Origin of the sequence: Sphingomonas sp. TZW2008, from assembly GCF_002117915.1 — a bacterium.
In the GTDB taxonomy this organism is placed as follows: domain Bacteria; phylum Pseudomonadota; class Alphaproteobacteria; order Sphingomonadales; family Sphingomonadaceae; genus Sphingomonas.
On record NZ_BDJB01000005.1, the window covers coordinates 256976 to 282914 of the forward strand.

Here is a 25939-nt window from a genome sequence, read left to right on the forward strand (position 1 = left end):
TAACATGCGGCTTCCGCTTGTTCGACTTTCCAGTCGTTCGACTCAAAAGCTCAAGAGAGGATCGCTGTGGCGACGCAACCTTCGGCCGCATCGTGGCCCGCGATGACCGTCAAGCAAGCCGAAGCGGCGCTTACCGCGCCCGGGGCCAAGTTCGAGATGGAAACGATCGACATTCGCGGCGTGCCGACGCGCGTGTGGAAGAACGCGCCGCCGCATATGGCTGCGCTGGTCGCCTTGTCGCGTACCCATGGCGATCGGCTCGCGACGATCTACGAGGACGAGCGCGTGAGCTACGACGCGCAGTTCCGCGCGATCGCGACGCTCGCCGCCGATCTCGCCGCCGGCGGGGTGGGGAAGGGTGACCGCGTCGTGGTGGCGATGCGCAACCTGCCCGAATGGATCGTCGCTTTCTTCGCCACCACCGTGCTCGGCGCGATTGCGGTGCCGCTCAACGCGTGGTGGACGGGTGAGGAGCTTGCCTACGGTCTCGCCGACTCCGGCGCCAGGGTGCTGATCGCCGACGAGGAGCGGTGGCAGCGGATCGCGCCGCTGCGCGATACGCTGCCAACCTTGGAGCGTGTCCTTGTCAGCCGCGCGGCGAGCGCACTCGGCGGCGCCGAGAGGCTGGAGGACGTAATAGGGACACCGCACGATTGGGCGGGGCTCCCGGCGGGCGACCTGCCCGTGGTCGGCCTGCTACCCGATGACGACGCGACGATCCTCTATACCAGCGGCACCACCGGCAAGCCGAAGGGCGCGCTGGGCACGCACCGCAACTTCATGACCAACATTCTGTCGACGGGCTATGCCGCCGCGCGCACGATCCTGCGTCGCGGCGATCCTTTGCCCGAGCCGACGCCGAAGGTCGCGCTGACGGTGATCCCGCTGTTCCACGCGACCGCCCTGTCCGCCGGGCTGATGGGGTCGATGGCGGGCGGACACACGATCATCTACATGCGCAAGTTCGAAGCCGTCCGCGCGATGGAGATCATCGAACGCGAGAAGGTTAACTCGACCGGCGGCGTGCCAACGATCGCGTGGCAGCTGCTCGAGCATCCCGAGCGCCACCGCTACGACCTGTCGAGCCTGGAGACGATCGGCTACGGCGGCGCGCCGTCGGCACCCGAGCTCGTGCGCAAGATTGCGGGCGAACTCAAGTCCGCGCCCGGCAACGGTTGGGGAATGACCGAGACCACGGCGACGGTCACGACGCACTCGGGCGAGGATTACATCAACCGGCCGGAGAGCTGCGGCCCGGCGGTGGCGGTGGCCGATCTCAAGATCATGGATGCCGACGGCAAGCACGAGCTTCCGGCGGGCGAGGTCGGCGAGCTGTGGGCGCGCGGGCCGATGATCGTGAAGGGATATTGGAACAAGCCCGACGCAACCGCGGCGACGTTCGTCGACGGCTGGGTGAGGACCGGTGACCTTGCGCGGCTCGACGAGGAAGGATTTTGCTTCATCGTCGATCGCGCCAAGGACATGGTAATACGTGGCGGCGAGAACATCTATTCGAGCGAGGTGGAGAACGTCCTCTACGATCACCCCGCCGTCACCGACTGTGCGCTGATCGGCATTCCGCACCGCACGCTGGGCGAGGAACCGGCGGCGGTGGTGCATCTCGCGCCGGGTACGACCGCGAGCGAGGCGGAACTGCAGCAGTGGGTGCGCGACCGGCTCGCGGCGTTCAAGGTGCCGGTCGCGATCCGCTTCTGCGATGAGATGCTGCCGCGCAACGCCAACGGCAAGATCCTCAAGCGCGATCTGAAATCGTATTTCGAGGATCGCGCCGCCGCCTGAAGCGTTGCAAGCGCGTAACGAAAAGGGATTGATCGTGCGAACCAGAGATTTCCTGCGCGGACGGCGTCGTTCCGAATTGTCGGAGGAAGAGCTCGGGATCCTGGAACGCGCGATCGAACGGACCGAGACGCTACCGGCGCGGCGCGTGCTGTCGCGGCGCGGCGAGGTATTGCGGCAGAGCACGCTACTGATCGACGGTTATGTCTGCCGCTACATGGATGCGCGCGACGGCTACCGCCAGATCCTGTCCTATCAGGTGCCCGGCGACTTCGTCGACCTGCACGGCTATCCCACGCGAATCATCGATCACGATATCGCGACGATCACCGAGGCGACGCTCGCCTATGTCCCGCACGAGCGGCTCGACGAGATCATGGCGTCGCATCCGCATTTGGCAAAGATGCTGTGGTTCAGCACGCTCCTCGATGCGGCGATGCACCGCGAGTGGATATTCCGCATCGGCCGGCTCGATGCCGTCGGGCGGCTCGCGCACTTCCTGTGCGAGACGCACGGCCGCATGCAAGCGATCGGGCGCGCAGAGGGCGGCAAGTTCGCGCTGCCGATGACGCAGCAGGATATCGGCGAGGCGTGCGGCCTGACCAGCGTCCACGTCAATCGCGTGGTTCGCCGGCTGCGCGAAGATGGCCTCGCGGCGGTCAGCCGCGGGATGGTCGATATCGCCGATCTCGAACGGCTCGCGCGCGTCAGCGAGTTCGATTCGAGCTACCTCTATCTGCAGGACGGGCCTTGGCAGGGTCAGATGGCGGCATGATCCCGGCGTAACGCGCGCTGGCGGCGCGAAACAAGCGCGGCTAGCATCGTTGCATGGCCGAAACTCCGCCCTCGGGCCCACCGCCGCTACCGCCCGTGATCGCGCCATCGGCCGATCTACCGCCGGAAGATCCACGCATCGCGCTGCGCCGCGATCGACTGCTCGCCGCCTTGACGCTGATTGCGGGTGCCGGGCTGACGGTCGGGCTGCCTTTCGCGCTCAAGTCCGGCGCCGAGTTCTTCGTGCCGACGACGACCGCACTCGTCGTGTCGATCGCGCTGATCCCACTGCTCGAGTGGCTGGAAGCGCGACACATACCCTCGGCGATCTCGGCGCTCTTCTGCGTCTTGCTCTTCCTTGTCGCCGCCAATGTCGCACTCGCGGCGATCGTCGTGCCGGCGACCGACTTCTTCCAGCTGCTGCCGTCGCGGATCGGGCGCATCCAGGACAATCTGGCGCCGCTACTTGATCTGTATTCGAACCTTGAACGCTACGCGAACCGGACGCTCCGCCAGCTCGCGTCGACGCCCGTCCGCCAGCCGGCAACCGCCGCGGTATCGCCGCCAAGCTCGATTCTCGAACTCGCCGCGACCTCCGCCCCCGCGGTCATCATTCAGGTCCTCTACGCCGTTCTCGTTACCTTCTTCTTCCTCTCGGGGTGGACGGCGATTCGCAAGAAGCTGATCACAAACCGAGAGAGCTTCGGTGGCGCGATGGCGACAGCGCGCGTCATTCAGGACGTCGTTGACGACGTGTCGAGCTATCTCGGCACGATCACCGCGATCAACATCGTCCTCGGGCTGGTTACCGCCGGGGCGCTTCATCTGCTGGGCATGCCGTTCCCGCTGATGTGGGGCGGGATCGTCGCGCTGTTCAACTATATTCCCTATTTCGGGCCGGTGATCGCTGCGGTGCTCGTCGCGGTCGGCGGGCTGATGACATTTTCCGACATCTGGACCGCACTTGCCGCGCCCGCGATCATGTACGGCCTGCACCTGTTCGAGGCGAACGTCGTGACGCCGCTGATCGTCGGGCACCGGCTCACGATCAATCCGGTGATGATCCTCGTCTCGCTCAGCTTCTGGGGATGGGTGTGGGGCACCGTCGGTGCGCTACTCGCCGTGCCGCTGCTGATCATCATCCAGACGATCATCAACGCGGCGGGCAAGCCAGACATCGCCGGCTTCCTGTTCGAACACGGCACGTTGGTGCGGCCGACACGCGGCCGTTTCGCCAGAAGCGAAAAAACCGACGGATCGAGCGTTGACAGCCCCGCGCCGGTCGCATAGTGGCGCGCCTCCACGATGATCCAAGCGATCTACGCGGGTGTAGCTCAGTTGGTTAGAGCGCCGGCCTGTCACGCCGGAGGTCGCGGGTTCGAGCCCCGTCACTCGCGCCACCCTTTACCAAAGGGTGGCGCATTTGGTGGTCAAATCTTCAATTGAACATGCCTTTTCGATGCGTACGGCGTGTCTCGTTGCATCTACAGCGCGTCGTTGATCGGGCTCCCGCAGGGGCTTACCTCAAACGATTTAGCCGCTAGGGTTTGGGCGTCGGGGCGGCGGGAGTTTGCGTATCATGGCCGATGCAGTGGCGCGGGGCGGGTTCGGCGCGACGGTGGCGCCGTACCTCAGGCCGCGGCCGGTCGCGGCATTCCTGCTCGGCATATCGAGCGGCTTTCCGCTGACGCTGCTGCTCGGCACGATGACCTTCTGGCTGGCGAAGGTCGGCATCGACAAGAAGACGATCGGCTTCGCGATCGGGCTGACGACGCCTTATACGCTGAAGTTCCTGTGGGCGCCGCTGATCGATCGCATCCGCCTGCCCGGATTGACCGCGCTTGTCGGGCAGCGCCGGGCGTGGCTGTTCGTCGTCCAGGCGCTTCTCTTCGTCTCGGTGTGGATGCTGGGCGCGAGCCAGCCCGAGCTGCATCTCGGTGTCTTCGCCTTCTGGGCGATTGCCACCGCCTTCCTGTCGGCGACACAGGACATCGTGATCGACGCGTACCGCATCGAGATCCTGCCTGACGCCGAACTCGCGCATGGCACCGCGATGAACCAGTTCGGCTATCGCACCGGAAATTTCATCGCCGGCGTGGGCACGATCGCGCTGGCGTCGTCGGAAGGCTTCGGGCTCGGCTGGGCGCTGGGATACGGACTGACGGCGCTGTGCGTGCTGCCGGCCATCCTCGCCGCGATATGGGCCGGGCCGGGGCTGCATGAGAAGGCCGTGCCGCGCGATCGCGCCGGATGGTTCGCCAACACGGTCGTCAGCCCGTTCCGCGAGTTCTTCCGGCGGCGCGGCGCGGTCCTGATCCTACTGTTCGTGCTGATCTACAAGCTCGGCGACGCGATGGGGCAGGGCATGCTCAACCCGATGATCGTCGAGCTTGGCTTCTCGGACACCGAGTTCCTTGCGATCAACAAGGTCGTCGGGTTGTGGGGGCTGCTGCTCGGTACCGCGCTCGGGGCGCCGTTCCTCGCGTGGCTGGGCATGGGGCGCGCGCTGTTCGTGTCGGGGGTGCTGATGATGCTGTCCAACGTCACCTTCGCGATCCTCGCCGCGAAGGGCCATTCGAACACCTGGCTGTTCATCGCGGTGGCGACGGAGCAGGTGACGAGCGGGATTGGCCTTACCGTGTTCGCGACGTATCTGTCCGGCCTCGCCAATCTCGCCTATACCGCGACGCAGTTCGCGCTGCTGACGTCCTTCGCCGCGGTGGGGCGGACGTGGTTGTCGACGCCGTCGGGCTATGTCGCGGAAGCCTATGGCTGGGTCGGATTCTGGGTGGTGACGATGATCGTGGCGTTGCCGGGGCTGGCGCTGCTGTGGGTGTTGTGGAAGCGCGGATTCGTGGTCGATCGCGCCCGGCAGGTGCCGGCTGGCGCCGGCGAGCGGGCGGCGGACGCGGACGCGCGCTAACCCACCCGAACGCTCAGGCGCAGATCGGCCGCCCCCCGTCGGCAAAGGCCACCGCGACGGCGGCGGCGCTAGCCAACACGCCGTCGACCCGGCGCAAGCCGAGCATGTCGCCGAGCAAGAAGCGCGCTGCCTCCGGCGCGGTCTCCACGCGGCTCAGGACCGTCAGTAGCGCGTCTTCGGCATGCGTCACGCGCGGGCAGCAGCACGGCGCGATCGCGATCGGATTGGCCGCCGCGCCGGCCATATCGGCCATCAGCGCGCGGATCAGCATCAGCGGCCGCCGAAAGCCCTCGCCGAACGCCGTGAACAAGGCGTGTGCCGCGCGCGCATCGGCGAGGCCGTGACCGCCCATCCGCCGGATCGCGAACAATGAAAGCCGCGCGTTGGGGCAGGCGGGAAGCGAATGCGGCAGGGCGCTGAGGCTGATGGTAGCCGGCATGGTCATGGGTCACTCCTTCGACGTAACCAATCATGCCCATGCGCTATTGCAAGTCAATCGCAACTTTCGTTAGGTCGGGATCTCGTCGTTCGCGGCGAGCACTTCGCCGGCAAGGTAGAGCGATCCGGCGATCAGCACACGATCTACGGCGAGGGTATCGACGAGACGCATCGCTTCGGTGATCGAAGATGCCGCCAGCGCCGATGCCGCTCCCTCGCTCCGTGCCAGGTGGGCGAGTGCGACGGGATCGTGATGGGCGTGGCGCGGCACGGGAATGGCGATGACGTGAACCTCCCGTGCGATGCGGGTAAGATGGCTCAGGACACCCGCGGCATCCTTGTTGGCGAGCATACCGAGAATGACGACCGTGGACCGCCCCACGGGCCAAGCAAGGGCTATGGCGGCGGCGGCCGATTCGTTGTGTGCGCCGTCGAGCCATATTCCTCTCGCCGGCGGGTGCGGCAGGAGGGCAGTGAGCGGCCCAGGCCGCAAACGCTGAAGCCGACCCGGCCAGTGCGCTATCTGTAGGCCCCGCCCGAACGCCTCGTCTTGAACACAAACGATCTGCTGCTGGCGAAACATCGCGATCGCGAGGCCGGCATTGTGTGCCTGATGCGGCCCAAGGAGCGATGGCAGGGGAAGCGCCAATCGTCCGCTGGTATCGGCGTAGGTGAGCGTCTCGGCACCCTCTGCGACGTGCCAGTCGCTGCCTTCGGCGATCAGCGGTGCGCCGCGCTCGCGGGCTACGGCAGCGATTGAGGCGGCGGGGACGTCCGAATAGCGCTGCGTCACGAGCGGTACGCAAGGCTTGGCAATCCCGGCCTTTTCGAACGCGATGCGCGCCATCGGCTCAACCGGCGTGCCTGCTTCCTCGGCAAGTAGAAATGCCTCATGATCAATGCCGAGACCTGCGATCCCCGTCACCAGCGGATGGACGACGTTGGTCGCGTCGAGCCGCCCGCCGAGCCCGACCTCGACAATGCAGGCGTCGGCCGGCGTGCGCGAGAAGGATAGGAAGGCGGCGGCGGTCGTCACCTCGAAAAAGCTGGCGCCGAGATCGCCCCCTGCGTCGAGCACTTCTTCAAGCAGCGCCGCCAGCGTCGGGTCGTCGATCAGCGTGCCGGCCACGCGGATACGCTCGTTGAAGCGGACGAGATGGGGGCTTGAGTAGACGTGAACGCGGCGTCCGTCGGCTTCGAGGATCGCGCGCAGGAACGCGCAGGTCGAACCCTTGCCGTTGGTGCCCGCGACGTGGAACACCGGCGGCAACCGATCCTGCGGATTGTTGAGCCGGTCGAGCAGCGCGGTGATGCGGCCGAGCCCAAGCACATCGGCGCCGGGCGATAGCGACCATAGACGGTCGAGTTGCCGCTGCACCGCGGCGTCGGTCGAGATCGCGTGATCGGGCATCAGCTCAGCTGCTCTAGTTCGACACGCCCCGGCGTGCTGTGCAGGCGAGGGAGGCTAGGCCGCCTTCCGCTCCCCGCACAGATAGCCGATCACCGTTGCAAGCTGGTCGCGCAGATCCTTGCGGTGGACGACCATGTCGATCAGTCCGTGCTCGAGATAATATTCGCTGGTCTGGAAGTCCTCGGGCAGCTTCTCGCGGATCGTGCTCTCGATCACCCGGCGACCGGTGAAGGCGAGCGTCGCGCGCGGCTCGGCGATGTGGATGTCGCCGAGCATCGCATAGGCTGCCATGACGCCGCCCGACGTCGGATCGGTCAGCACGACGATGTACGGCAGCCCGGCATCGTGCAGCATCTGGATCGCGACGGTGCTGCGCGGCATCTGCATCAGGCTCAGAATGCCCTCCTGCATGCGCGCGCCGCCGCTCGCGGTGAAGACAACGTAGGGCGCGCGATCGGCGATCGCAGCCTCGACGCCCTGGACAAAGGCTTCGCCGACCGCCTGACCCATTGAGCCGCCCATGAACGCGAAGTCCTGTACGCCGATCACGACGCGGCGATCGTGGATCCGGCCGCGGGCGTTGACGAACGCGTCCTGCTCGCCCGTCTCGGTCCGCGCCGCCTTAAGCCGATCGGCGTAGCGCTTCGAATCGCGGAACTTGAGCGGGTCTTCCGCAGCCTTCGGCGGCGTCAGGATCTCCGCACTACCGGCGTCGAGCAGCTGCTCGAACCGCGCCGCCGGGCCGATCCGCCCATGATGGTCGCACGTCGGGCAGACGGAGAGGTTCTCCTCCCACTCCTTGGTGAAGATCATCGCGCCGCAGCCCTTGCACTTGTGCCAGAGATTGTCGGGCGTTTCCTTGGTCGTGGGAACGACGAAGGACAAAGCGTTGCGAACGCTGGAAAGCCAGCTCATGCGTCTTCCTTCTGCGCGGCGCGGATGGCGGCCGCCAAGCTCTCAACATAAGCGCGGACGTGCTGCGGCGCATCCGCGCCGTGCGCGGCGACGAGCTCGACGATCGCCGAACCGACGACGACGCCGTCCGCCACCTGCGCGATCGCCGCGGCCTGATCTGGCGTGCGGACGCCGAAGCCGACCGCGATCGGCAACTGCGTCGACGCCTTCAATCGTGCCACCGCGTCGACGATCGAGGCCTGTGCCGCCTGCTGCAACCCGGTGATCCCGGCGACGGAGACGTAGTAGAGGAAGCCCGACGCCCCGTTCAGCACCTGCGGCAGGCGTGCCGCATCGGTTGTCGGCGTAGCGAGGCGGATCGGATCGATCCCCGCATCGCGCAGCGCCGGCCCGAGCGCGTCGTCTTCCTCCGGGGGCACGTCGACGCAAATCACGCCGTCGACGCCGGCATCGCGTGCTGCCGTGGCGAACCAGCGGGCACCGCGGCGAAGCATCGGGTTGGCGTAACCCATCAGCACGAGCGGTACGGCGGGATGGCGCGCGCGAAAGCCCCGCGCGATCGCCAGAATGTCCGCGGTCGTCGTGCCCGCCGTGAGGCTGCGGATGTTCGCCGCCTGGATTGCCGGGCCGTCCGCCATCGGGTCGGTGAACGGCATGCCGAGTTCGATCACGTCCGCGCCGCCCGCGACGAGCGCGTCGAGGACGGCGCCGGTATCGCCATCACCCGCCGTCACGAAGGTGACGAGCGCAGGCCGGCCCTGGCCGAACGCCGCCGCGAGCCGGCTCATATTGCGACGCCTAGCGCATGTGCGACGGTGAAAATGTCCTTGTCACCGCGCCCGCACAGGTTGGCGAGGATGATCTCGTCGCGGCCCATGTCGCGCGCCTTGCGCGTCACCGCCGCGATCGCGTGCGACGGTTCGAGCGCGGGGATGATGCCTTCGGTACGGCAGAGAAGCTGAAACGCGTCGAGCGCTTCGTCATCGGTGACGGCGGTGTAGGTAACGCGCCCGATGTCCTTCAGCCACGCATGTTCCGGGCCAATGCCGGGGTAATCCAGCCCCGCCGAAATCGAATGCGCCTCGGCGATCTGCCCATCGTCGTCCTGCAGCAGATACGTCTTGTTGCCGTGGAGCACGCCGGGAAAACCGCCCGCAAGGCTGGCCGCATGGCGCCGGTCGAGGCCTTCGCCGGCTGCTTCGACACCGAGCATCGCCACCGATGCATCGTCGAGGAACGGATGGAAGAGGCCGATCGCATTTGATCCGCCGCCGATCGCCGCGACGAGCAGGTCGGGGAGGCGCCCGGTACGCTTGAGCATCTGCTCGCGCGCCTCCCGGCCGATCACGCTTTGGAAATCGCGGACAAGCTCGGGGTAGGGGTGCGGGCCCGCGGCGGTACCGATGATGTAGAAGGTATCGTGGACGTTGGCGACCCAATCGCGCATCGCCTCGTTCATCGCGTCCTTGAGCGTGTTCGCGCCCGACGTCACCGCACGCACCTCCGCGCCGAGCAGCTTCATACGGAAGACGTTGGGCTGCTGTCGCTCGACGTCCTTCGCGCCCATGTAGATGACGCACGGCAGGCCGAAGCGTGCGCAGACCGTCGCGGTCGCGACACCATGCTGGCCCGCGCCCGTCTCAGCGATGATCCGCGTCTTGCCCATCCGGATCGCGAGCAGGATCTGGCCGATGCAATTGTTGATCTTGTGCGCGCCGGTGTGATTGAGCTCGTCGCGCTTGAACCAGACTTCCGCACCCTTCCTATCGTCCGCGTCACGCCGCAGCGCCTCGGTCAACCGCTCGGCGTAGTAGAGCGGGGAAGGACGGCCGACATAATGTTCGAGCAGATCGTCGAACTGCGCCTGGAACGCGGGATCGGCCTTTGCCGCGCGATACTCGCGCTCAAGATCGAGGATCAGCGGCATCAGCGTCTCGGCCACGTAGCGGCCGCCGTAATCGCCAAAATGGCCGCGATCGTCGGGCTGGGCCCGGAAGGTATTCGGAGCGTTCATGATGCGGCGACCGATTGCAGGAAGGCGGCGATCTTGTCCACGTCCTTGATGCCCGGCGCGGTCTCGAGCCCGGACGAAGCATCAACTAGAGGCGCGCCGGTGCGGCGGATTGCCTCGGCGACGTTCCCGGCATCGAGGCCGCCGGAAAGGCCCCAGGGCATCGTGTGTCGGTAACCGTCCAGCAGCGACCAGTCGAAGCGGATCCCCATGCCGCCGGGAAGGGTGGCATCGTCAGGTGTCTTCGCATCGAACAGGATCGCGCTTGCCGCCCCGTCATAAGCCGCGGCCTGCGCGACGTCGGCGCGCGTCTTCACCGCGATCGCGGCCCAGGTTTCAAGCCCGGTCGTACGACGAAGATGCGCAACGCGGGTGGGCGCGGCCTTGTGGATTTGAAGAGCGGTGAGGCCAGCTGCGGCGATCGCTCGCTCGACCAGTTCGTCGTCAGGATCGACGAAGACGCCGACGCGCCCGACATGGCCCGGTATCGCGCGACACAGGTCGGACGCCTGTTCGAAGCCGACCGCGCGCGGCGAGGGCGGGAAAAAGACGAAGCCAAGGTGCCGCGCGCCATTCGACACCGCCGCCGCGACCGTCGGATGCGTCGACAAGCCGCAGACTTTTGCCTGCGTCATCGACCCACCCGACCCGCCGGTTTTCTAGCAATCTCGCACATGCCGGTCGCCATGCGCCGACACGCGCGCGGCCGCAAGCATCGCGCTAAAGCGTCGCAGCGATCGCCCGTGCGGCGGCATCGGGATCGTCGGCTTGGGTGATCGGTCGTCCGATCACGACGATCGAGGCACCGCCATCGAGCGCCTCGCGCGGGGTGACGACGCGCTTCTGATCGCCGACCTCACCATCTGCCGGGCGCACGCCGGGGACGACGAAGAACCCTTTGGGCCAGATCCGGTGCGCCGCCGCGACCTCCGCGCCCGAACAGACGATACCGTCGATGCCCGATGCCATGGCCAGCTCGGTCAGCCGCAGCACCTGATCGTGCGCGCTGCCGCTCACCCCGGTCGAGCGCAGGTCGCCCTCGTCGAGACTGGTCAGCATCGTCACCGCGACCACCTTGGTTCCCGTCGCGGCTGCCGCCTTGGCATCTTCCAGCATTGCGCGCCCACCGGCCGCGTGGACGGTGAGGATTGCTGGTGCCAAGCCGCGAAGCGCCTGCACCGCCTTGGCGACCGTATTAGGAATATCGTGCAGCTTGAGGTCGAGAAACACGGGCAGGCCGAGCTCCGCCATTTCTCGCACGCCGTGGCGGCCGTTAGCGGCGAAGAACTCTAGCCCCAACTTGATTCCGCCGACGTGGTGTCGAATGCGCGTCGCAATTGCCTTGGCGCGGTCGAGATCGGGCGTGTCGAGCGCGACGTAGATGCGGTTCGACATCGTTCAGGCGACCCCTGGCGGCACCGCGATCGGCGCGGCTACCGGAGGCGGGGCTGGCGCCACGGCAACGTCGGTCACCGCCGACGATCGCAGATCGGCAACCGAGCGCTCCACAACGCTAAGCCTCTGTCGCAGCCGCCAACGGATCGTGCGCTGATAAAGGAAGGTCGGCACGAAGCCGAGGAGAAAGGTCACCAGCAGCAGCAGCGGCAGATTCACTTCCGCCACGAGGTTGCCGAACAGCTGAATCGGCACCCACTTCCAATTGCCGAAGGTAAAGACCGCGGCGACGAAGGCGATCAGCGCCCAGAAAAGGATCTTCAGGAACTGCATCAATAACGCTCCGCCATGCCGCCACGCTATCGCCGATGGACGGTTTTGGCCAGCCTCAGCCGATTTCGGTGCGCAGCTGCGCGATCAGCGCGGCCGCGGTCGACAGGCGCGGCTCTTCCTCGTCGAGGATCGCAACGAACGCCGCGCGCTTCGCCGCCGCCACCCGGCCCGGCCGCAACCGCATGTCGGCCGGCAGCGCGGAGACGATGATGTCGATCATACGCTCGGCGCCGTGCAGTCGGCCCCAGAGATAATCATTCTCGCGATAGGCGCGGCTGAAAAACGCGCCGAAGTTGCTGAACTGGATGCCCTTCAACGTCGCTTCCGCCCCGCCGCTCCTGATCGCCGTCGCGTCATCGGGCGAGATACGGTCGACCTTGATCGGATCATATTCGTCGATCCCTTCGCCTTGCAGCAGCGGCAGCGTGGCGAGGTCGAGGTAGGGAAAGCCGAGGTAGCGCAGCAGCAGGGCGCGTCGCGGGTGACGGGGCAACGCGGCGAGCGCAGCGGCGAGACGTTCGTCGGTTTCAGCATCGAGGCGGCTCAGGTCCATCGATGCGGCGAGGCGATCGAGCAATGCCGACATATCGCCGCCCCGCCGCCGCACGGCGCTGCGCAGTCGCTTGTGGCTCGAGGCGAGCTTGCAGTCGAGATACGCCGACAGCGACTGATAGATCGCGTCGCGGATCGGGCGCAGCGCCGCCTCGTCATGCTCGCCTTCGAGCTCGACCAGTCGGCGGGCGAGCAGGCGGAGGCGGCGGATGCGGAAATTGAGATCGAAGGTGCGCAGAAATGCGATCGACGCGTCGCTCGATGCATCGGACGGCTGCGCCTCGTCATAGCCGCGTACGAGCAACGCCGCCTCGATCCGTGTGCGGATGCCGCGCCACCGCTCGGGCCCCGGCTCACCGCCGATGGCGTGGAGCAGCGCGGTGACTGTCTCGATGACGCCATTGATCTTGAGATGCGCATATCCGGCATAGCTGAAGCCGGCGCGCTCGGCAGCGGCGATCTGCGCACGCCGACGCCACGCAACGAGCCGCGCGGCGGTTGGCCGATCGAGGAAAAAGGTGCGGCCGAACAGCGCCTCGACCTCGCTCTCGACCTGCGGGCGGATCGCAGCGGTGATCGCGCGCATCCGCTCGATGCGGCGCGAACGTGCGGCGATCGCCTCAAGATTGTCCCGGATCGGCTGCTTGCGCGGCAGCTCGCTGATCGCGCCGAGGATCGTCTGGAAGAAGCCGGGCGGCGCATCACCCCCGCTCGTCAGGCGGAACTTCATGCCGGGCGAGGGATCGACGTAGACGAACCGGCGATCGACTTGACGCCGCGCCGGGCGCTGCTCGAGCGCGTCGATCGCCGGGCGGAACGGCGCGTTGGCCAGCACCGACCCGTCGATTAGCACGGCCTTCTCCGCGGCATTGGCGGCGGCATGGCGCGGCAGGGCGGTGCGCAGAAACTCGCGACGCGATGGCCAGTTTCCATCGCGATCGGCAAGAACGCCGTCGAGCTCGGCGACGGTGAAGGCAGGGAAGGCACCGGGGAAGCTCGATGTCGCGCGCGCCGCAAAGGCGAGTTCGGGTATAGGCGCCAAGCTGTCGCTCACCATACCGTGATCACTGAACGACAGCACGACGCGGTGCTCGGTCTCGACGACTTCGGCGGGCGAATGAAGTTCGAGCCGTTCGGGATGGCCGGTGAAGTCGGTGACGGTGACGAACAGGTCGAGCGGTTGCCCGTCGGGTAGCAGGCGTGGGCCGCGCGGGGCGGCGGCCATCGCGTCGAATGCGTCGAGCAGCATCGCGGTGAAGCCGGGGCCGTCGAACGGCGGCTCGAACCAGCGCGAGCGGACGAAATGCGAAAGTTTGGCCCGCACTTCGTCGCGCGTCTGTTCGTCGAGTGTCTCGAGCTTGTCCGCGCTTCGTCCCGCCGCCATCCAGGCGATCGGAATCGCCCACGCCTTGGACAGGCGCGACGCCGGCGCTGCGTCGGGTGCGATCAATGCCTCGACATCGGCGCGCTCGAGCCACAGGTCGGTCAGCGGATCGAGCGACTGGCCGGCGCTGAGCGCCTGCGCGAGGAAGATGCCGTTGATCCCGCCCGCGCTAGCGCCGGCGATGATATCGGGGAGGAGGCGTAGACGCGCCGCACCATCCTCGGCGATGCTGTCGAGCAGCGCAGCGTAGACCTGTGCGCTGCCCGTTAGCGGCGTACCTTCGTGGCTGGCGCGGCTGGCGCGCGCGGCGTGCCATACCTCCTTTGTGATGCCGTGCATGTAGACGGCGAGGCTGATGCCGCCGTAGCAGACGAGCGCGAGCCGCAGTTCGATCTCGCGCATCATGCGGGCGACAGGTCGGCCCAGATCGGCAGGTGATCGCTGGCCTTGCGCGCCGCCGCGGTCATGTGCACGCCGCAGTCGACGATCCTTAGCCCGGACGACACCATGATGCGGTCGAGCCGACCCACCGGCCGCCGCGCGTGGAAGCTGGGCCCGGTATCGGCGAAGGCGTAGTCGCGCGCGAAATCGCGCAGGCATCCGGCCGCGCGAGTCCATTCGTTGAGATCGCCCATCATCACCGTCTCGCAGGGCCGCGTACACCCCTCGACGTGCGAGAGCACCGCAGCGGCCTGTTTGCGCCGCCAGAGCCCCGACAGGTCGAGGTGCATGCCAATCGCGCGCAGCGTGACGTCACCGACCTTTAGGTCGGCCGACACCGCCCCGCGTGGCTCCAGCGCGGGAAGGTGGATCGTCTGGCAATCGAGCACGGTCGACGATTTGCGGACGAGCAGCGCGTTGCCATGCCACCCCATCGAACCGTTCCGCATGCCGAAGGCGATCGCCTTCCAGTCGCTATGCTCGTCGAGAAGGTGCGGGGTGATCACCGCCGCGCGCGCGCCGAAGCGGCGATCGGCCTCCTGAAGCGCGATCACATCGGCGTCGATCTCGCGCAATACTTCAAGGATACGTTCGGGGTTGCGGCGGCGATCAGTGCCGATCGCCTTGCGCATGTTATAGCTCGCCACCCGGATCATTGTGACAGGAAACGCCGTCGCGGCTGGCTGGTTGCCGCGAGCCACAGTTGGGAAGACAGTCACCGGGCCGATGCTAGTGCGCTAGGCTGGTGATAGGGGCCGATGGGCAAGCTGGGTGGAGACAACAGTGCGGCTGGATTATTTTACCGGAGCGTCGGATCGATGGCGCACCGAAGCGAAGATCAGGGCGCGTCAGGTGATCGGCGACCATGCCGACGATCCGATGGGATATGTCGATCGTCGCCTCGGCATTGCGCGTTTCGGCTCGTTCGAACAACGACGGTGGCGGTACATCCGCACGCTGATCGCTGCGCATCGCGAGGCGGAGGCCCGGCGGCTCGCCCCGCCCTCGCGCAAGCGCTGATGGTGCCGGTTGCAGGAATCGAACCCGCGACCTTCGGTTTACAAAACCGCTGCTCTACCAGCTGAGCTAAACCGGCGCTGGGCGTGCCATGCGTCAGCCGACGCCGAAGGTCCAGCCTTCTGTTCGTCTGACCGCTTCGGTGAGCCCCGGCGGGTTCCACAACGCCTGATCGTTCGTATGAGCACGGAGCCAGGCGGCGGCTAGGATGGCGTCCGTAGCGTGATCGTCGTACGCTGACAGCGAGACGTGGGGTGCGCTGCCGAGTGCGGCAAGCGCCTGATCGAGCGCCTCGGCCGATCGCAGCTTGCTGCGTCCACGCGGCACCCCGGCGGCACGCGCCGCGATGGTGGTGTAGATCTCGACCAGTAGGGCGCCGGTGTCCGGGCGCGGATCGAACGGCCACACCGGGACACGGCCGGCGAGATGGTGAAGCAGCCGCATGCCGGCGAAGCTCGCCTTCGCCACCTGCGCCGCCCCGATCGCGTCATAGACCGAAGTCGGCTTGGTGGCGCCTTCCGTCACGAGCTCGCACATACGCCAGTGCAGGAAATCGCGCTTCACCCCGTCTGCCGCGCCAAGGTAGAAGTGCGTGCCGCGCCTTTGATCGAGAAAGGACGCGGCGCCGATATCGTCGTCGCTGCTGTGCGCATCGACATAGGCCCACAGTTCGCGCGCGCTAGCCGTCGTCGTTTCGCCCGGCAGGTGCGCACCGCGCGTAACAAAGGGCGCGGAGAAGCTGCAGTCGATGCCGATCAGCAGTGGCTCGTGCGCCCGGTCCACAAGCCAGTCGAGAACGGCACGGCGCGACCAGTAGCGGCCGGGCGGCGAGACGAGTTGCGGCGCGTCCGATCCCACCGCGCAGATCGCGACCGCAATCCCCTTGTGCGCATTTCCCTTGGCACCCGACCAGTCGATCGCGGCGAATTGCTCGGCATGGGTCACCGCTGCGGTCAGGGGCTTTGCCGCGTGATGACGGGCGACGGACCCAGATCGCGGATTACGTCGGCAGTGAAGCGCGCGATGTCGAACCGCGCGGTGCCCGGATCCTCGCCGCGCCGCACGACGACCAGGCGTTCGGACGGCACGACCATGACATATTGGCCGCGATTGCCCTGTGCGGAATAACTTCCGGCGGGCAGCTGCTGACCAGGCCCAAAGAGCCACAGCGTCGCGCCATAACCGGGCCCGCTCGGCGGCTGCGGCCCCGCCGGTGTGGTCATGTAGCGCATCCACCCGGCGGGCAGCAGACGCTTGCCCTGCCACACCCCGTCCTGCAGCCAGAACTGGCCGAGCCGCGCGAGATCGCGCGCCGTTGTCCAAACCTGGCTCGACAGCATGAAGTTGCCGCGCCAGTCGGTTCCGGCGGTCGTGTGGGCCATTCCCAAAGGGGCGAAAAGCTGAGAGGTCGGCCAGGTGGCGTATCGCGCGTCGTCGTTGAACGCGCCACGGATGGCACGGATGGCGAGCAGAATGTCGTTATTGGCGTAGCGGAAGCGGGTGCCGGGCTTCACCTCGATCGGCCATGCGGTCGCCTGCTCGGTGACCGTCGTCCCGCCGAAATACAGCGCGTCGGTGCGGTTGCCATAGTGATCGCTGTGCAGGCCCGAGCTCATCCGCAGTAGGTTGTCGAGCGTGATCGACTGGCGCGGATCGCCGGGCGCGCGCCATTCCGGCACGGAGGCTGGTCGCTTAGGATCGATCCGCAGGTCACGCACCGCAATGCCCGTCAGCGTACCCGCGATGCTTTTGGCGACTGACCAGGTGCGGTTGGGCACGAACGGGCCGAAGCCGTCGGCATAGCGCTCGCCAATGATCTTCCCGTCGCGCATCACAATGACGCCGATCGTCTCGCCCTTGCCAAAGCTCGTCCGATCGAACGCGCGCTGGATCGTCGCCGCGAGGGCGGGGGAGGGGCGCGGCGCGATGCCGGCATCACCCAGCGGCCAGTTCCGCGGATCGGGGCCGAGCGGCGTCTTCGCGTCCGCCGGCCGGACAGAGCCTGGCCGCGCCGGCTGACCGATCGGCGCCAAGACGCAACCGACGCGCGGTCGCCAGTCGGCGCGGCGCGGCGGCAGATCGGCGCCGAACGGAACGGTAACGGTGCGGCGCGAGCGATCAACCGTGGCGCGCAGCCGCGGCACGATCGCGTCATATTCGGGGTAGATGCCGCGCAGCTCGACCCCTGCGATCTGTGCCTCGCTGCGGCCTGCGGCGAAGATGCCTTCGCACAGGGTGAGTGCCTTGTAGCCGGCGGCGAGAGCATGCTGGTACGACGTCGACGTCTCGGCTGCGATCTGCTGCGCCGAGGCCGGCGTCGCTACCCAGGTCGCTGCGAGGCTAACCGCCGCTGTTCTTAGCAGCGCGCAGATCGTCCCAGTGCGCCATCCGCTCCGCGATGCGGTGTTCGAAGCCGCGCCCGGTTGGCGTGTAATAGGATTGCGGGGAAAGGCCGTCGGGCCAGTAGCGAGCGCCGGAGAAACCATCTGCATCGTCATGGTCATAGGCGTAATTCTTGCCGTAGCCGATATCCTTCATCAGCTTCGTCGGCGCGTTCAGGATCGCGGCGGGCGGCATCAGCGACCCCGTCTCGCGCGCGCTGCGCCACGCTGCCTTCATCGCGGTGTAGGCAGCATTCGATTTGGGGGCCGTCGCGCAATAGAGGCACGCCTGCACGATCGCGAGTTCGCCCTCAGGCGACCCGAGGAACTCATAGGCGTCCTTGGCGGCGAGGCACTGTTGCAGCGCCTGCGGATCGGCGAGCCCGATGTCCTCGCTGGCGAAGCGTGTGATCCGCCGGAGGACGTACAGCGGCTCTTCGCCGGCCGTCAGCATTCGGGCAAGGTAGTAGAGCGACGCTTGCGGATCGGAGCCGCGCATCGCCTTGTGCAGCGCGCTGATCAGGTTGTAATGCCCCTCGCGATCCTTGTCGTACACCGCGACGCGGCGCTGCAGAAAGGCGGACAGGCCGGCCGGATCGAGCGGTACGGTGATGTCGACCGAGAACAGCGTTTCGACCTGATTGAGCAGGAAACGGCCGTCGCCGTCGGCACTGGCGATCAGGGCATCGCGGGCTGCCTGATCGAGCGGCAAGGCGCGTCCGACCGCCGCCTCGGCACGGGCGATCAGTTCCGCCAAAGCCGCCTCGTCGAGCCGCCGCAGGATCAGTACCTGCGCCCGGCTGAGCAGCGCCGCGTTGATCTCGAACGAGGGATTCTCCGTCGTCGCGCCGACCAGCGTCACGGTGCCATCCTCGACATAGGGGAGGAAGCCATCCTGCTGCGCGCGATTGAAACGATGGATCTCGTCAACGAACAGCAAGGTGCGCCTGCCTGAACGCGCCGCGTCGCGCGCCTCGGCGAACGCCTTCTTCAGATCGGCGACACCGGAGAATACCGCAGAGATCGCGACGAAGCGCAGATCCACCGCTGCGGCGAGCAGCCGCGCGATCGTCGTCTTCCCGGTGCCGGGCGGCCCCCACAGGATCATCGACGACAAGCGGCCGGCCGCCACCATCCGGCCGATCGTGCCCTCGGGACCGGTCAGATGCTCCTGGCCGACGACCTGAGCGAGATCCGCCGGACGTAGCCGATCCGCCAACGGGGCGTCGGATGCCGGCGGCGGCAAAGGCGGTTCGAGCGCGGCGAAGAGATCGGCCATCGTCGGAAGATAGGCGACGGCAGCGATATTCATAGAACGGGATTGAAAACGGTGCGCTAAGATATATCTTGGATGCAACTAAGGAGACGAACATGAGCGACGAAACAGGCGATACGCCGCGCGGCGGCGGACGGCTCGGCGGGGCAGGCGCGGGTGTGGGCGCGGGCGGAGCACGTCCCGGCGGACCGCGTGCCGGCGGCCGAGCGGGCAATGCCGGTGCGGGCATGGCGGGTACTGCGAATCGCATGGGTCGCGGGCCCAGGGGAGGTGCCGGCGCCGGTACGGGCGCAGGGGCTGCCGCGCGCGCGGGCGCGGGCGCCAAGGCGGGTGCGATGGGGCTTGGCCGCGGGCCGGGTCGGAACGCTGGCGGCGGCGCGGCTAAGGCGGGTGCGGCGGCCGGCATGGCAGGCGCGGGTCGTGCGCGAGTCGGCGCCGGGCAGGGGCAGAAGCGTCCGGGCCAGGCGGGCGTGGCGCAGCGGCGTAAGCGCATGTTCGATCCGGGCGAACTGCGGCTCGTCCTGCTCAAGCTGATCGGCGAGGAGCCGCGCCACGGGTATGACGTCATCAAGTCGCTCGAGGAGCTGACGAGTGGCGGTTACGCGCCTTCGCCCGGTGTGATCTATCCCACGCTGACGATGCTGACCGAAATCGGTCATGTTTCCAGTGCGGAGGATGGCGAAGGCCGCAAGCGCTTCACCATCACCGATGCGGGGCGTGCGCATCTTGACGAAAACGGCGACGCCGTGGGCAAGCTCATGGCGCGGTTGTCGACGTTCGGCGAGCGCCATCAGCAAGGTGGCGGCATGACGGTGCGGCGCGCGATGATGAAGCTGCGATCTGCTGTGCAGGATCGGCTTGACCGCGGCAAAGCCGACGATCAGATCGTTCAGCAGATCGCTGCGCTGATCGACGACAGCGCTAAGAAGATCGCCGACATCGCGTGATCGGCAATGGCGCGGCGCTGCGACGCGCCGCGCTATTCCTGCGGCGGCACGGCCGACACCGCATCTGCCGGTTGGAGTCCGTGCCGCATCAGCATCGGCACGTTTGCCAACGCGAAGCCGAAGGTGAGCGGGATCGCGCCCCATAGTTTGAAGCCGACCCAGAAGTCCGTGCTGGTCGAGCGCCAAACCGCCTCATTGAGCAGCGCCATCGCGACGAAGAACAACGCCCAGTTGCGCGTCAGCTTGCGCCAGCCGGTCGCCGTCAGTCCCGGATAGGCGCTTTCGAGCAGCATCTGGAGCAGCGGCCGTCCCGTCGCCAGCCCGAACCCGAGCGTGGCGGCGAAGATGCCGTAGACGAAGGTGGGCTTCATCTTGATGAAGCGCTCGTCGTGAAACCAGATCGTCAGCCCGCCGAAGACGACCACCAGAACGGCGGAGATCAGCAGCATCGGTGGCAGATGCCGCGTTTTCCACCACGACAGGCCGAGCGCGGCTACCATCGCAACCATGAACGTCGCGGTGGCCGCGACGATGCGCGCGATCGCCGGCCCCGGCGCGAGGAAATTGACCGCGAAGAAGACCAGCAACGGCCCGTAATCGATCGCCAGCCGAAGGCCGGGCGACGGCTTGTTCGCTACGCTCACATCATACTCCGTTCGCCGTCTTGCCAGAACCATGCAGGGCGTCTGTCCGAACGATCAGGCCCCGCCCGGGTTCACCGGCGCTCATCGACCCCAGCGATGATCCGGCTGACCTCATTCGCATCGAACGGACGCAGATCGGTCATGCCTTCGCCGACGCCGATCGCGTGGATCGGCAGGCCGTAACGCTCGGCGGCCGCGACGAGGACCCCGCCGCGCGCCGTACCGTCGAGCTTGGTCATGACGAGCCCGGTCACCCCGGCGACCTCCTTGAAAACTTCGATCTGGCTCAGCGCGTTCTGACCCGTCGTCGCATCGAGCACGAGGACGACATCATGCGGTGCGGCCGGATTGATTCGGCCGAGGACGCGGCGGATCTTGGCGAGCTCGTCCATCAGCTCGCGCTTGTTCTGCAGCCGCCCGGCGGTGTCGACGATCAACACGTCGATGCCAGTCTCGGTCGCCTTCTTCACCGCATCCCACACCACGCCCGCCGCGTCGCCGCCCTCCGGTCCGGTGACGATCGGCACGCCGACGCGGTCCGCCCAGGTACGCAACTGACCGATGGCGGCCGCGCGGAAGGTATCCCCCGCGGCGAGCATGACGCCGTAATCCTGCTCCATCAGCAGATGTGCGAGCTTCGCGATCGTCGTCGTCTTGCCAGAACCGTTGACGCCGATGACGAGGATGACCTGCGGGCGGGGAAACGCCTCGATCTCGAGCGGACGCGCGACGGAGGCGAGCACCTTCTCCACCTCCTCGGCGACGACGAGGCGGATGCCGAGCTCTTCCATGTTCCGCTCGAAGCTGCCTTCCGACAAGCGCTCGCGGATCCGCCCGGCCGTCTGCGGGCCGAGGTCTGATCCAATCAGCGCCTCCTCGATATCGTCGAGCGTCTGCTCGTCGAGGCGCGCGGTGCCGAGGCCGGCGAGATTGCCGACGAGCCGGTCGGACGTGCGACGGAAACCGCCGATCAGTTTGTCGTGCCAGGAACGATTGTCGGTCATGCAGGGATTCCGATCAGGTGATCGTCGGCCGCCGCGACGATGCGTACGTCGGCGCAGGCGCCGATATGGGGAAGCGGGCGGGGCAGGCGGACCGCGGCGAATGCGGGGGTGTGGCCGCGATCGCCGGGCTTTTCCACCACGATCGTTTGCGTGGAGCCGACAAGCGTGTCGAGCCACGCGCGTCTGCGATCCGCCGCGTGGCTGCGCAGGGTGGTGGCGCGCGCCCGCACGATCGACGGATCGACCTGCGGCATGCGCGCCGCGGGCGTGCCCGCGCGCGGCGAAAAAGGAAAGGCGTGCGCGTGGACGATCGTGCAATCGTCAAGCAGCGCCAGCGTGTTGGCGAAGGCGGCCTCGCTCTCGGTTGGGAAGCCGGCGATCAGGTCCGCGCCGATCGCGATGTCGCGCCGCGCCTTCAGCCGCGCGACCATCGCGACCGCGTCGGCGCGCGCGTGCCGACGCCGCATGCGCTTGAGGATAAGATCGTCGCCGGATTGGAGCGAGAGATGGAGATGCGGCATCACGCGCGGCTCCCCCGTGATCAGGTCGAACAGACGATCGTCGATTTCGATCGTGTCGAGCGACGACAGGCGAAGCCGCGGCAACGCCGGCACTGCAACTAGGATGGACTCGACCAGGGTGCCCAGACCACCCTCGTAGCTCGTCAGATCGACTCCGGTCAGGACCACTTCCTGCACGCCGGCGTCGGCGAGCGCCGCTATCCGCGCCACCGCCTCACCCACAGGACTGGATCGGCTCGATCCGCGGCCGCGCGGAATGGCGCAGAAGGTACAGGCGTGGTCGCAGCCGTTCTGGACGCCGACGAAGGCACGCGCATGGCGACGCGGCGGCTGATGATTGGGAAAGCCGCCCCACGTCGCAGGAAGCAGCTTTGCGGCATTGGGGACGATGCGGTCGACCTCGGGCATCGCCGCGAACGCCGCCCGATCGATATCGGAGGCGCAGCCGGTGACCACGATTTCGGCGAGCGGGCGCTCGCGCCGTACGCGGCGCAGCGCCGCTCGCGTTTGCCGCATCGCCTCGTTCGTCACGCCGCAGCTATTAACGACCACCATGTCGCGATCGCCAGCCAGCGCGCGGATAGACTCGCTTTCTGCGAGGTTGAGCCGGCAACCAAGCGTGATCACATCGGTCGAACGGGAGGCGAGCATCGCGGCGATCTAGGGGTCGTGCGACCGTTAGTCCACGCCAGGGTGACGATCGCCAAGGGCGTCGAACGTCGCGCTTGTCGATCGCTGATACGGCAGCCGACCACTAGTCGGCTGAGTGGCGTATCATCGGCCGCGGAACACCGCGTCGCGCTTCTCGAGCAACGCATTCACGCCCTCGCGGTGATCGTCAGTCGCGTGGCTCACCGCCTGTGCGGTGGAGGCCGAATCGAGCGCCTGATCGTAGCTGCTCGTCTGCCCCTGGCGCAGCAGCGACTTGGTGAGGCGGAGCGAGTGCGGCGGTAGCGCGGCGATCTTGGTGGCGAGCGCGAGTGCCTCGTCCATCAGCGCGTCGTGCGGCACGACGCGGCTGACAAGACCCCAGTCCGCCGCCGTCGCTGCATCGATCACGTCGCCAGTGAAGAACAATTCCGCCGCGCGGCTCATGCCGATCGTCCGCGGCAACAGCCACGATCCGCCGTCGCCGGGGACGAGGCCAAGTTTGAGAAAGGTGACGCCGAACTTCGCCTTGTCCGACGCGATGCGAATATCGGCCATGCACGCGACATCGCAGCCGAGCCCGATCGCCGCGCCGTTGACTGCCGCGATCACCGGCATGTCGAGCGAGAAGAGGGCGCGCGCGATCCGGTGGATGTTGCGCTGATAGTGGCTGCGAATGCCGATCCCGGCGCCAGCGAACGGCCCTTCCGGATCCGCCATCTTCTTGACGTCGCCGCCGGCGGAGAAGGCGCGTCCTTCGCCGGTCAGGATGACACAGCGGATCGACAGGTCGGCGTTCAACGCGTCGCACGCGGCGCGCACCGCCTCACCGTCACCGTCTGCGCCGAGGGCGTTCATAGCATCGGGGCGGTTGAGGCGCAGGATCGCGATCGGGCCGCGGATTTCGGTAGTGACGACAGTCATTTGAATATCTCCGGATCAGCGAACCCCAAGCCCGCGGGCGATGATGCCGCGCAGGATCTCGCGCGTGCCGCCACGCAGCGAGAAGCTGGGCGCGTTTACGACGTTGTGGCCGAGCACGGCGAGGAAATCGGACGTCGCGGTATTGCCGGGCGCGGTATCGACCAGCGTGCGCGCGATATCGGCAATCTCCTGCTCGAATGTCGCACCCAGATCCTTGACGATCGCGGCATGGGTATTGGGGTTCTCCCCCGCCTCAAGCATCGTCGCGACCCCGCGCGACAAACGGCGCAAGGTGACGAGGTGGGCGGTCAGCCGCCCGATCGCGAGCTGCGCTGCCTCGCTATCGGTACCTTGCAGCACGCCGATGAGTTCGATCAGCAGTTGCATTGAGGACAGGAAGCGTTCGGGGCCGCTGCGCTCGAAGGCGAGCTCGCTCATCACCTGTTCCCAACCGGCGCCTTCGCTGCCGATCAGCGCGTCGGCGGGGATGAAGGCGTCTTCGAAATGCACCTCGTTGAAGTGATGCTGCCCGGCGAGATCGATGATCGGCCGGATGGTGATGCCGTCAGTCGCCTTCAGATCGACGAGCAACTGGCTGGTGCCCGCCTGCCGTGATTCCACGCCGCCACTCGTGCGGCAGAACAGGATCATATAGTCGGCGTGATGCGCGCCCGTCGTCCACAGCTTGGTGCCCGTGACACGCCAGCCGCCGTCGACCGGCACCGCGCGCGTGCGGGTGGCCGCGAGATCCGATCCCGAGCCGGGTTCGCTCATGCCAATGCAGAACACCGTCTCGCCGGCGGCGATGCCAGGCAGGATCGCCTCCTTCTGCGCTTCGGTGCCGTATTTGAGCAGGCTCGGTCCGCTCTGCCGATCGGCGATCCAGTGCGCGGCGACCGGCGCGCCAGCGGCAAGTGTTTCCTCAACGACGACGTAGCGCTCGAATGCGCTGCGCTCGTGCCCGCCGTAGCGCTTGGGCCACGTCATGCCGAGCCAGCCCTGCTGTCCAAGTTGACGGCTGAAATCGCGATCGAACCCGTTCCAGCTTTCCGCCCGCGACAAGGGGCCGCGGCTCGCCAGTGCGTCGGCGAGGAAGGCGCGAACTTCGCCACGCAACGCTTCGGCCGCTTCATGTCGCGGCGGACGGGGAAAATGCAGGTTCGTCATGCCGCCACCACCATCGGCCAATAGCCATCCCGTCCGCTACGAAAAGCGTGCTCGCCCAGCTTGAGCGTCCAGTAGCGCTGCGAGCCAAAGGCGTCGCGCCACGTCCACAGCGCCTTAGAGTAGCGATGCAACTGATGCTCTTGCGTGAAGCCAATCGCGCCGTGAAGCTGATGCGCGATATTGGCGGACTTCCCCGCTGCCTCACCGATCCGCGTACGCGCAACGGCGATCGCCAGTGAAAGGTCACGGCCGTCCTCGAGCGCGTCGGCCGCGTGGTCCGCAGCGGCGGAGGCTGCGGCCACCTCGCCGGCGAGCTTGGCGAGTTCCTGCTGGATCGCCTGGAACTTGCCAAGCGGTCGGCCGAACTGCTCGCGCGTCGACACGTGCTCGACCGTGAGGTCAAGCAGCCGCTCCAGCGCGCCCGCCATCTGCAGCGCACGGGCAAGCGCGCCATATTCACGTACCGTCGGGACGCCGGGCGTCATCCGGTGCGAACCGCCCTCCGGAATTTCGAGCTGATCGCTGGGTCGATCGGCGAGGTCGCTGCCCTTCTGCCGCATCGCCGGGCTGGCGACGCGGATCAGCCGATCACCATCCTCGATCACTGCGACTCGCGCGTGCCGCCCCCAGGCGATCGGCTCGCCCGCGAGACCGATCGCGGCTGGACCCTCGGCGAGCGGGAGGTTCGCCGCGGCAAGCAGCGCGTTGGCAACGATCGTATCGGCAAGCGGCAGCGCGAGCGCGTGACGGCCGGTCAGGCGGATCAGCGCGAAGGCGTCGTGCGCCGGAACGCCGAAGCCGCCGGCCGCTTCAGGGACCAGGACGAGCGGCAGGCCGCTCTCCTCGATCATCGCCCATGCGTCGTGAGGCCAATGCCCGTCACGCGCCGCGTGCTCGATTGTGTCGCCATGGGCGGTGAAAATCCGCTCGGCGGTATCCGCCAGCATCGCGCCGATATCGCTCATCGCCTTGGCGCCCGCTCGTCCGGTGTGCGCATGGTGTTCCTCTCCACTCCGCGAATGCCGCTAGAGCAGAA

Annotated in this window: 25 protein-coding genes and 2 tRNA genes; 7 read left to right on the forward strand and 20 right to left on the reverse strand. The window is 67.3% G+C overall.

What is annotated here, in order from left to right; translation table 11 throughout:
- Positions 1-102 precede the first annotated feature (102 nt).
- From B7L05_RS07155 to B7L05_RS07175, 5 genes are all read left to right on the forward strand, one after another.
- Entirely contained in the window at positions 103-1800 is a 1698-nt protein-coding gene (locus B7L05_RS07155) for a class I adenylate-forming enzyme family protein (protein ID WP_085809822.1), read from the forward strand.
- A gap of 34 nt (positions 1801-1834) precedes the next feature.
- A complete protein-coding gene (locus B7L05_RS07160; RefSeq protein WP_085809823.1) occupies positions 1835-2572 on the forward strand; it encodes a Crp/Fnr family transcriptional regulator in 738 nt (245 codons plus the stop codon).
- 53 nt (positions 2573-2625) lie between these two features.
- Positions 2626-3861 (forward strand): AI-2E family transporter, encoded by a 1236-nt coding sequence (locus B7L05_RS07165; protein ID WP_085809600.1) that lies wholly within the window; start codon positions 2626-2628, stop codon positions 3859-3861.
- 33 nt (positions 3862-3894) lie between these two features.
- Positions 3895-3971 (forward strand) — tRNA-Asp (locus tag B7L05_RS07170).
- A 179-nt stretch (positions 3972-4150) separates the two neighbouring features.
- Positions 4151-5494, forward strand: a complete 1344-nt coding sequence (locus B7L05_RS07175; RefSeq protein ID WP_085809601.1) for an MFS transporter — start codon at positions 4151-4153, stop codon at positions 5492-5494.
- A gap of 13 nt (positions 5495-5507) precedes the next feature.
- Here B7L05_RS07175 and B7L05_RS07180 read toward each other — a convergent pair whose 3' ends face one another.
- From B7L05_RS07180 to B7L05_RS07225, 10 genes are all read right to left on the reverse strand, one after another.
- On the reverse strand, positions 5508-5939 hold the full coding sequence (locus B7L05_RS07180; RefSeq protein ID WP_179187147.1) for a DUF6628 family protein: 432 nt from the start codon (positions 5937-5939) through the stop codon (positions 5508-5510).
- A 63-nt stretch (positions 5940-6002) separates the two neighbouring features.
- Entirely contained in the window at positions 6003-7343 is a 1341-nt protein-coding gene (locus B7L05_RS07185) for a folylpolyglutamate synthase/dihydrofolate synthase family protein (protein WP_085809602.1), read from the reverse strand.
- Positions 7344-7397: 54 nt separating this feature from the next.
- Positions 7398-8258 carry an acetyl-CoA carboxylase, carboxyltransferase subunit beta gene (gene accD / locus B7L05_RS07190; RefSeq protein ID WP_085809603.1) on the reverse strand — a complete coding sequence of 287 codons (861 nt, stop codon included), beginning with the start codon at positions 8256-8258 and terminating at the stop codon, positions 7398-7400.
- Positions 8255-9046 carry a tryptophan synthase subunit alpha gene (gene trpA / locus B7L05_RS07195; RefSeq protein WP_085809604.1) on the reverse strand — a complete coding sequence of 264 codons (792 nt, stop codon included), beginning with the start codon at positions 9044-9046 and terminating at the stop codon, positions 8255-8257. The genes accD and trpA overlap by 4 nt, the downstream gene beginning before the upstream one ends.
- The gene (gene trpB, locus B7L05_RS07200; protein ID WP_085809605.1) at positions 9043-10272 is read right to left on the reverse strand and encodes a tryptophan synthase subunit beta; all 1230 of its coding nucleotides are present in this window, start codon (positions 10270-10272) and stop codon (positions 9043-9045) included. Before trpB ends, trpA begins: the two co-directional genes overlap by 4 nt.
- Positions 10269-10904 carry a phosphoribosylanthranilate isomerase gene (locus B7L05_RS07205; protein ID WP_085809606.1) on the reverse strand — a complete coding sequence of 212 codons (636 nt, stop codon included), beginning with the start codon at positions 10902-10904 and terminating at the stop codon, positions 10269-10271. Before B7L05_RS07205 ends, trpB begins: the two co-directional genes overlap by 4 nt.
- 85 nt (positions 10905-10989) lie before the next feature.
- Entirely contained in the window at positions 10990-11664 is a 675-nt protein-coding gene (gene pyrF, locus B7L05_RS07210) for an orotidine-5'-phosphate decarboxylase (protein WP_085809607.1), read from the reverse strand.
- Between the two features lie 3 nt (positions 11665-11667).
- A complete protein-coding gene (locus tag B7L05_RS07215; protein ID WP_085809608.1) occupies positions 11668-11997 on the reverse strand; it encodes a hypothetical protein in 330 nt (109 codons plus the stop codon).
- Between the two features lie 55 nt (positions 11998-12052).
- Positions 12053-14335, reverse strand: coding sequence for a patatin-like protein (locus tag B7L05_RS07220; protein ID WP_085809825.1), 2283 nt, complete (start codon positions 14333-14335; stop codon positions 12053-12055).
- The gene (locus B7L05_RS07225) at positions 14335-15030 is read right to left on the reverse strand and encodes an endonuclease/exonuclease/phosphatase family protein (RefSeq protein WP_085809609.1); all 696 of its coding nucleotides are present in this window, start codon (positions 15028-15030) and stop codon (positions 14335-14337) included. The genes B7L05_RS07220 and B7L05_RS07225 overlap by 1 nt, the downstream gene beginning before the upstream one ends.
- Positions 15031-15157: 127 nt before the next feature.
- Between B7L05_RS07225 and B7L05_RS07230 the strand changes: the two genes are divergently transcribed.
- Positions 15158-15394, forward strand: a complete 237-nt coding sequence (locus tag B7L05_RS07230) for a hypothetical protein (protein WP_085809610.1) — start codon at positions 15158-15160, stop codon at positions 15392-15394.
- On the opposite strand, the gene B7L05_RS07235 is transcribed toward B7L05_RS07230, so the two are convergent.
- From B7L05_RS07235 to B7L05_RS07250, 4 genes are all read right to left on the reverse strand, one after another.
- Positions 15395-15470, reverse strand: a tRNA-Thr gene (locus B7L05_RS07235).
- A 17-nt stretch (positions 15471-15487) separates the two neighbouring features.
- Positions 15488-16336 carry a hypothetical protein gene (locus B7L05_RS07240; protein ID WP_085809611.1) on the reverse strand — a complete coding sequence of 283 codons (849 nt, stop codon included), beginning with the start codon at positions 16334-16336 and terminating at the stop codon, positions 15488-15490.
- 8 nt (positions 16337-16344) lie between these two features.
- Positions 16345-17826, reverse strand: coding sequence for a serine hydrolase (locus B7L05_RS07245; RefSeq protein WP_256926665.1), 1482 nt, complete (start codon positions 17824-17826; stop codon positions 16345-16347).
- On the reverse strand, positions 17732-19051 hold the full coding sequence (locus B7L05_RS07250) for a replication-associated recombination protein A (protein ID WP_085809826.1): 1320 nt from the start codon (positions 19049-19051) through the stop codon (positions 17732-17734). Before B7L05_RS07250 ends, B7L05_RS07245 begins: the two co-directional genes overlap by 95 nt.
- A 92-nt stretch (positions 19052-19143) precedes the next feature.
- Between B7L05_RS07250 and B7L05_RS07255 the strand changes: the two genes are divergently transcribed.
- Positions 19144-19995 (forward strand): PadR family transcriptional regulator, encoded by an 852-nt coding sequence (locus B7L05_RS07255; protein WP_256926647.1) that lies wholly within the window; start codon positions 19144-19146, stop codon positions 19993-19995.
- Between the two features lie 32 nt (positions 19996-20027).
- Here B7L05_RS07255 and B7L05_RS07260 read toward each other — a convergent pair whose 3' ends face one another.
- From B7L05_RS07260 to B7L05_RS07285, 6 genes are all read right to left on the reverse strand, one after another.
- Positions 20028-20639: a septation protein A gene (locus tag B7L05_RS07260; RefSeq protein ID WP_256926648.1), complete on the reverse strand. Its 612-nt coding sequence runs from the start codon at positions 20637-20639 to the stop codon at positions 20028-20030.
- Between the two features lie 71 nt (positions 20640-20710).
- Entirely contained in the window at positions 20711-21643 is a 933-nt protein-coding gene (ftsY, locus tag B7L05_RS07265) for a signal recognition particle-docking protein FtsY (RefSeq protein ID WP_085809613.1), read from the reverse strand.
- Entirely contained in the window at positions 21640-22815 is a 1176-nt protein-coding gene (locus B7L05_RS07270; RefSeq protein WP_085809614.1) for a MiaB/RimO family radical SAM methylthiotransferase, read from the reverse strand. Before B7L05_RS07270 ends, ftsY begins: the two co-directional genes overlap by 4 nt.
- 123 nt (positions 22816-22938) lie before the next feature.
- Positions 22939-23736: a crotonase/enoyl-CoA hydratase family protein gene (locus B7L05_RS07275; protein WP_085809615.1), complete on the reverse strand. Its 798-nt coding sequence runs from the start codon at positions 23734-23736 to the stop codon at positions 22939-22941.
- 15 nt (positions 23737-23751) lie between these two features.
- Positions 23752-24903 carry an acyl-CoA dehydrogenase family protein gene (locus B7L05_RS07280; protein ID WP_085809616.1) on the reverse strand — a complete coding sequence of 384 codons (1152 nt, stop codon included), beginning with the start codon at positions 24901-24903 and terminating at the stop codon, positions 23752-23754.
- Positions 24900-25868, reverse strand: coding sequence for an acyl-CoA dehydrogenase family protein (locus B7L05_RS07285; protein ID WP_085809617.1), 969 nt, complete (start codon positions 25866-25868; stop codon positions 24900-24902). Before B7L05_RS07285 ends, B7L05_RS07280 begins: the two co-directional genes overlap by 4 nt.
- Between the last annotated feature and the right edge of the window lie 71 nt (positions 25869-25939).

Bases quoted from the DNA above. Each gene is read 5' to 3' on its own strand.
- B7L05_RS07155 (WP_085809822.1), top strand. From the start codon at position 103: ATGACCGTCAAGCAAGCCGAAGCGGCGCTTACCGCGCCCGGGGCCAAG.
- B7L05_RS07165 (WP_085809600.1), top strand. From the start codon at position 2,626: ATGGCCGAAACTCCGCCCTCGGGCCCACCGCCGCTACCGCCCGTGATC.
- B7L05_RS07175 (WP_085809601.1), top strand. From the start codon at position 4,151: ATGGCCGATGCAGTGGCGCGGGGCGGGTTCGGCGCGACGGTGGCGCCG.
- B7L05_RS07180 (WP_179187147.1), bottom strand. From the start codon at position 5,939: ATGACCATGCCGGCTACCATCAGCCTCAGCGCCCTGCCGCATTCGCTT.
- B7L05_RS07185 (WP_085809602.1), bottom strand. From the start codon at position 7,343: ATGCCCGATCACGCGATCTCGACCGACGCCGCGGTGCAGCGGCAACTC.
- accD (WP_085809603.1), bottom strand. From the start codon at position 8,258: ATGAGCTGGCTTTCCAGCGTTCGCAACGCTTTGTCCTTCGTCGTTCCC.
- trpA (WP_085809604.1), bottom strand. From the start codon at position 9,046: ATGAGCCGGCTCGCGGCGGCGTTCGGCCAGGGCCGGCCTGCGCTCGTC.
- trpB (WP_085809605.1), bottom strand. From the start codon at position 10,272: ATGAACGCTCCGAATACCTTCCGGGCCCAGCCCGACGATCGCGGCCAT.
- B7L05_RS07205 (WP_085809606.1), bottom strand. From the start codon at position 10,904: ATGACGCAGGCAAAAGTCTGCGGCTTGTCGACGCATCCGACGGTCGCG.
- pyrF (WP_085809607.1), bottom strand. From the start codon at position 11,664: ATGTCGAACCGCATCTACGTCGCGCTCGACACGCCCGATCTCGACCGC.
- B7L05_RS07215 (WP_085809608.1), bottom strand. From the start codon at position 11,997: ATGCAGTTCCTGAAGATCCTTTTCTGGGCGCTGATCGCCTTCGTCGCC.
- B7L05_RS07220 (WP_085809825.1), bottom strand. From the start codon at position 14,335: ATGCGCGAGATCGAACTGCGGCTCGCGCTCGTCTGCTACGGCGGCATC.
- B7L05_RS07225 (WP_085809609.1), bottom strand. From the start codon at position 15,030: ATGATCCGGGTGGCGAGCTATAACATGCGCAAGGCGATCGGCACTGAT.
- B7L05_RS07250 (WP_085809826.1), bottom strand. From the start codon at position 19,051: ATGGCCGATCTCTTCGCCGCGCTCGAACCGCCTTTGCCGCCGCCGGCA.
- B7L05_RS07255 (WP_256926647.1), top strand. From the start codon at position 19,144: ATGAGCGACGAAACAGGCGATACGCCGCGCGGCGGCGGACGGCTCGGC.
- ftsY (WP_085809613.1), bottom strand. From the start codon at position 21,643: ATGACCGACAATCGTTCCTGGCACGACAAACTGATCGGCGGTTTCCGT.
- B7L05_RS07270 (WP_085809614.1), bottom strand. From the start codon at position 22,815: ATGCTCGCCTCCCGTTCGACCGATGTGATCACGCTTGGTTGCCGGCTC.
- B7L05_RS07275 (WP_085809615.1), bottom strand. From the start codon at position 23,736: ATGACTGTCGTCACTACCGAAATCCGCGGCCCGATCGCGATCCTGCGC.
- B7L05_RS07280 (WP_085809616.1), bottom strand. From the start codon at position 24,903: ATGACGAACCTGCATTTTCCCCGTCCGCCGCGACATGAAGCGGCCGAA.
- B7L05_RS07285 (WP_085809617.1), bottom strand. From the start codon at position 25,868: ATGAGCGATATCGGCGCGATGCTGGCGGATACCGCCGAGCGGATTTTC.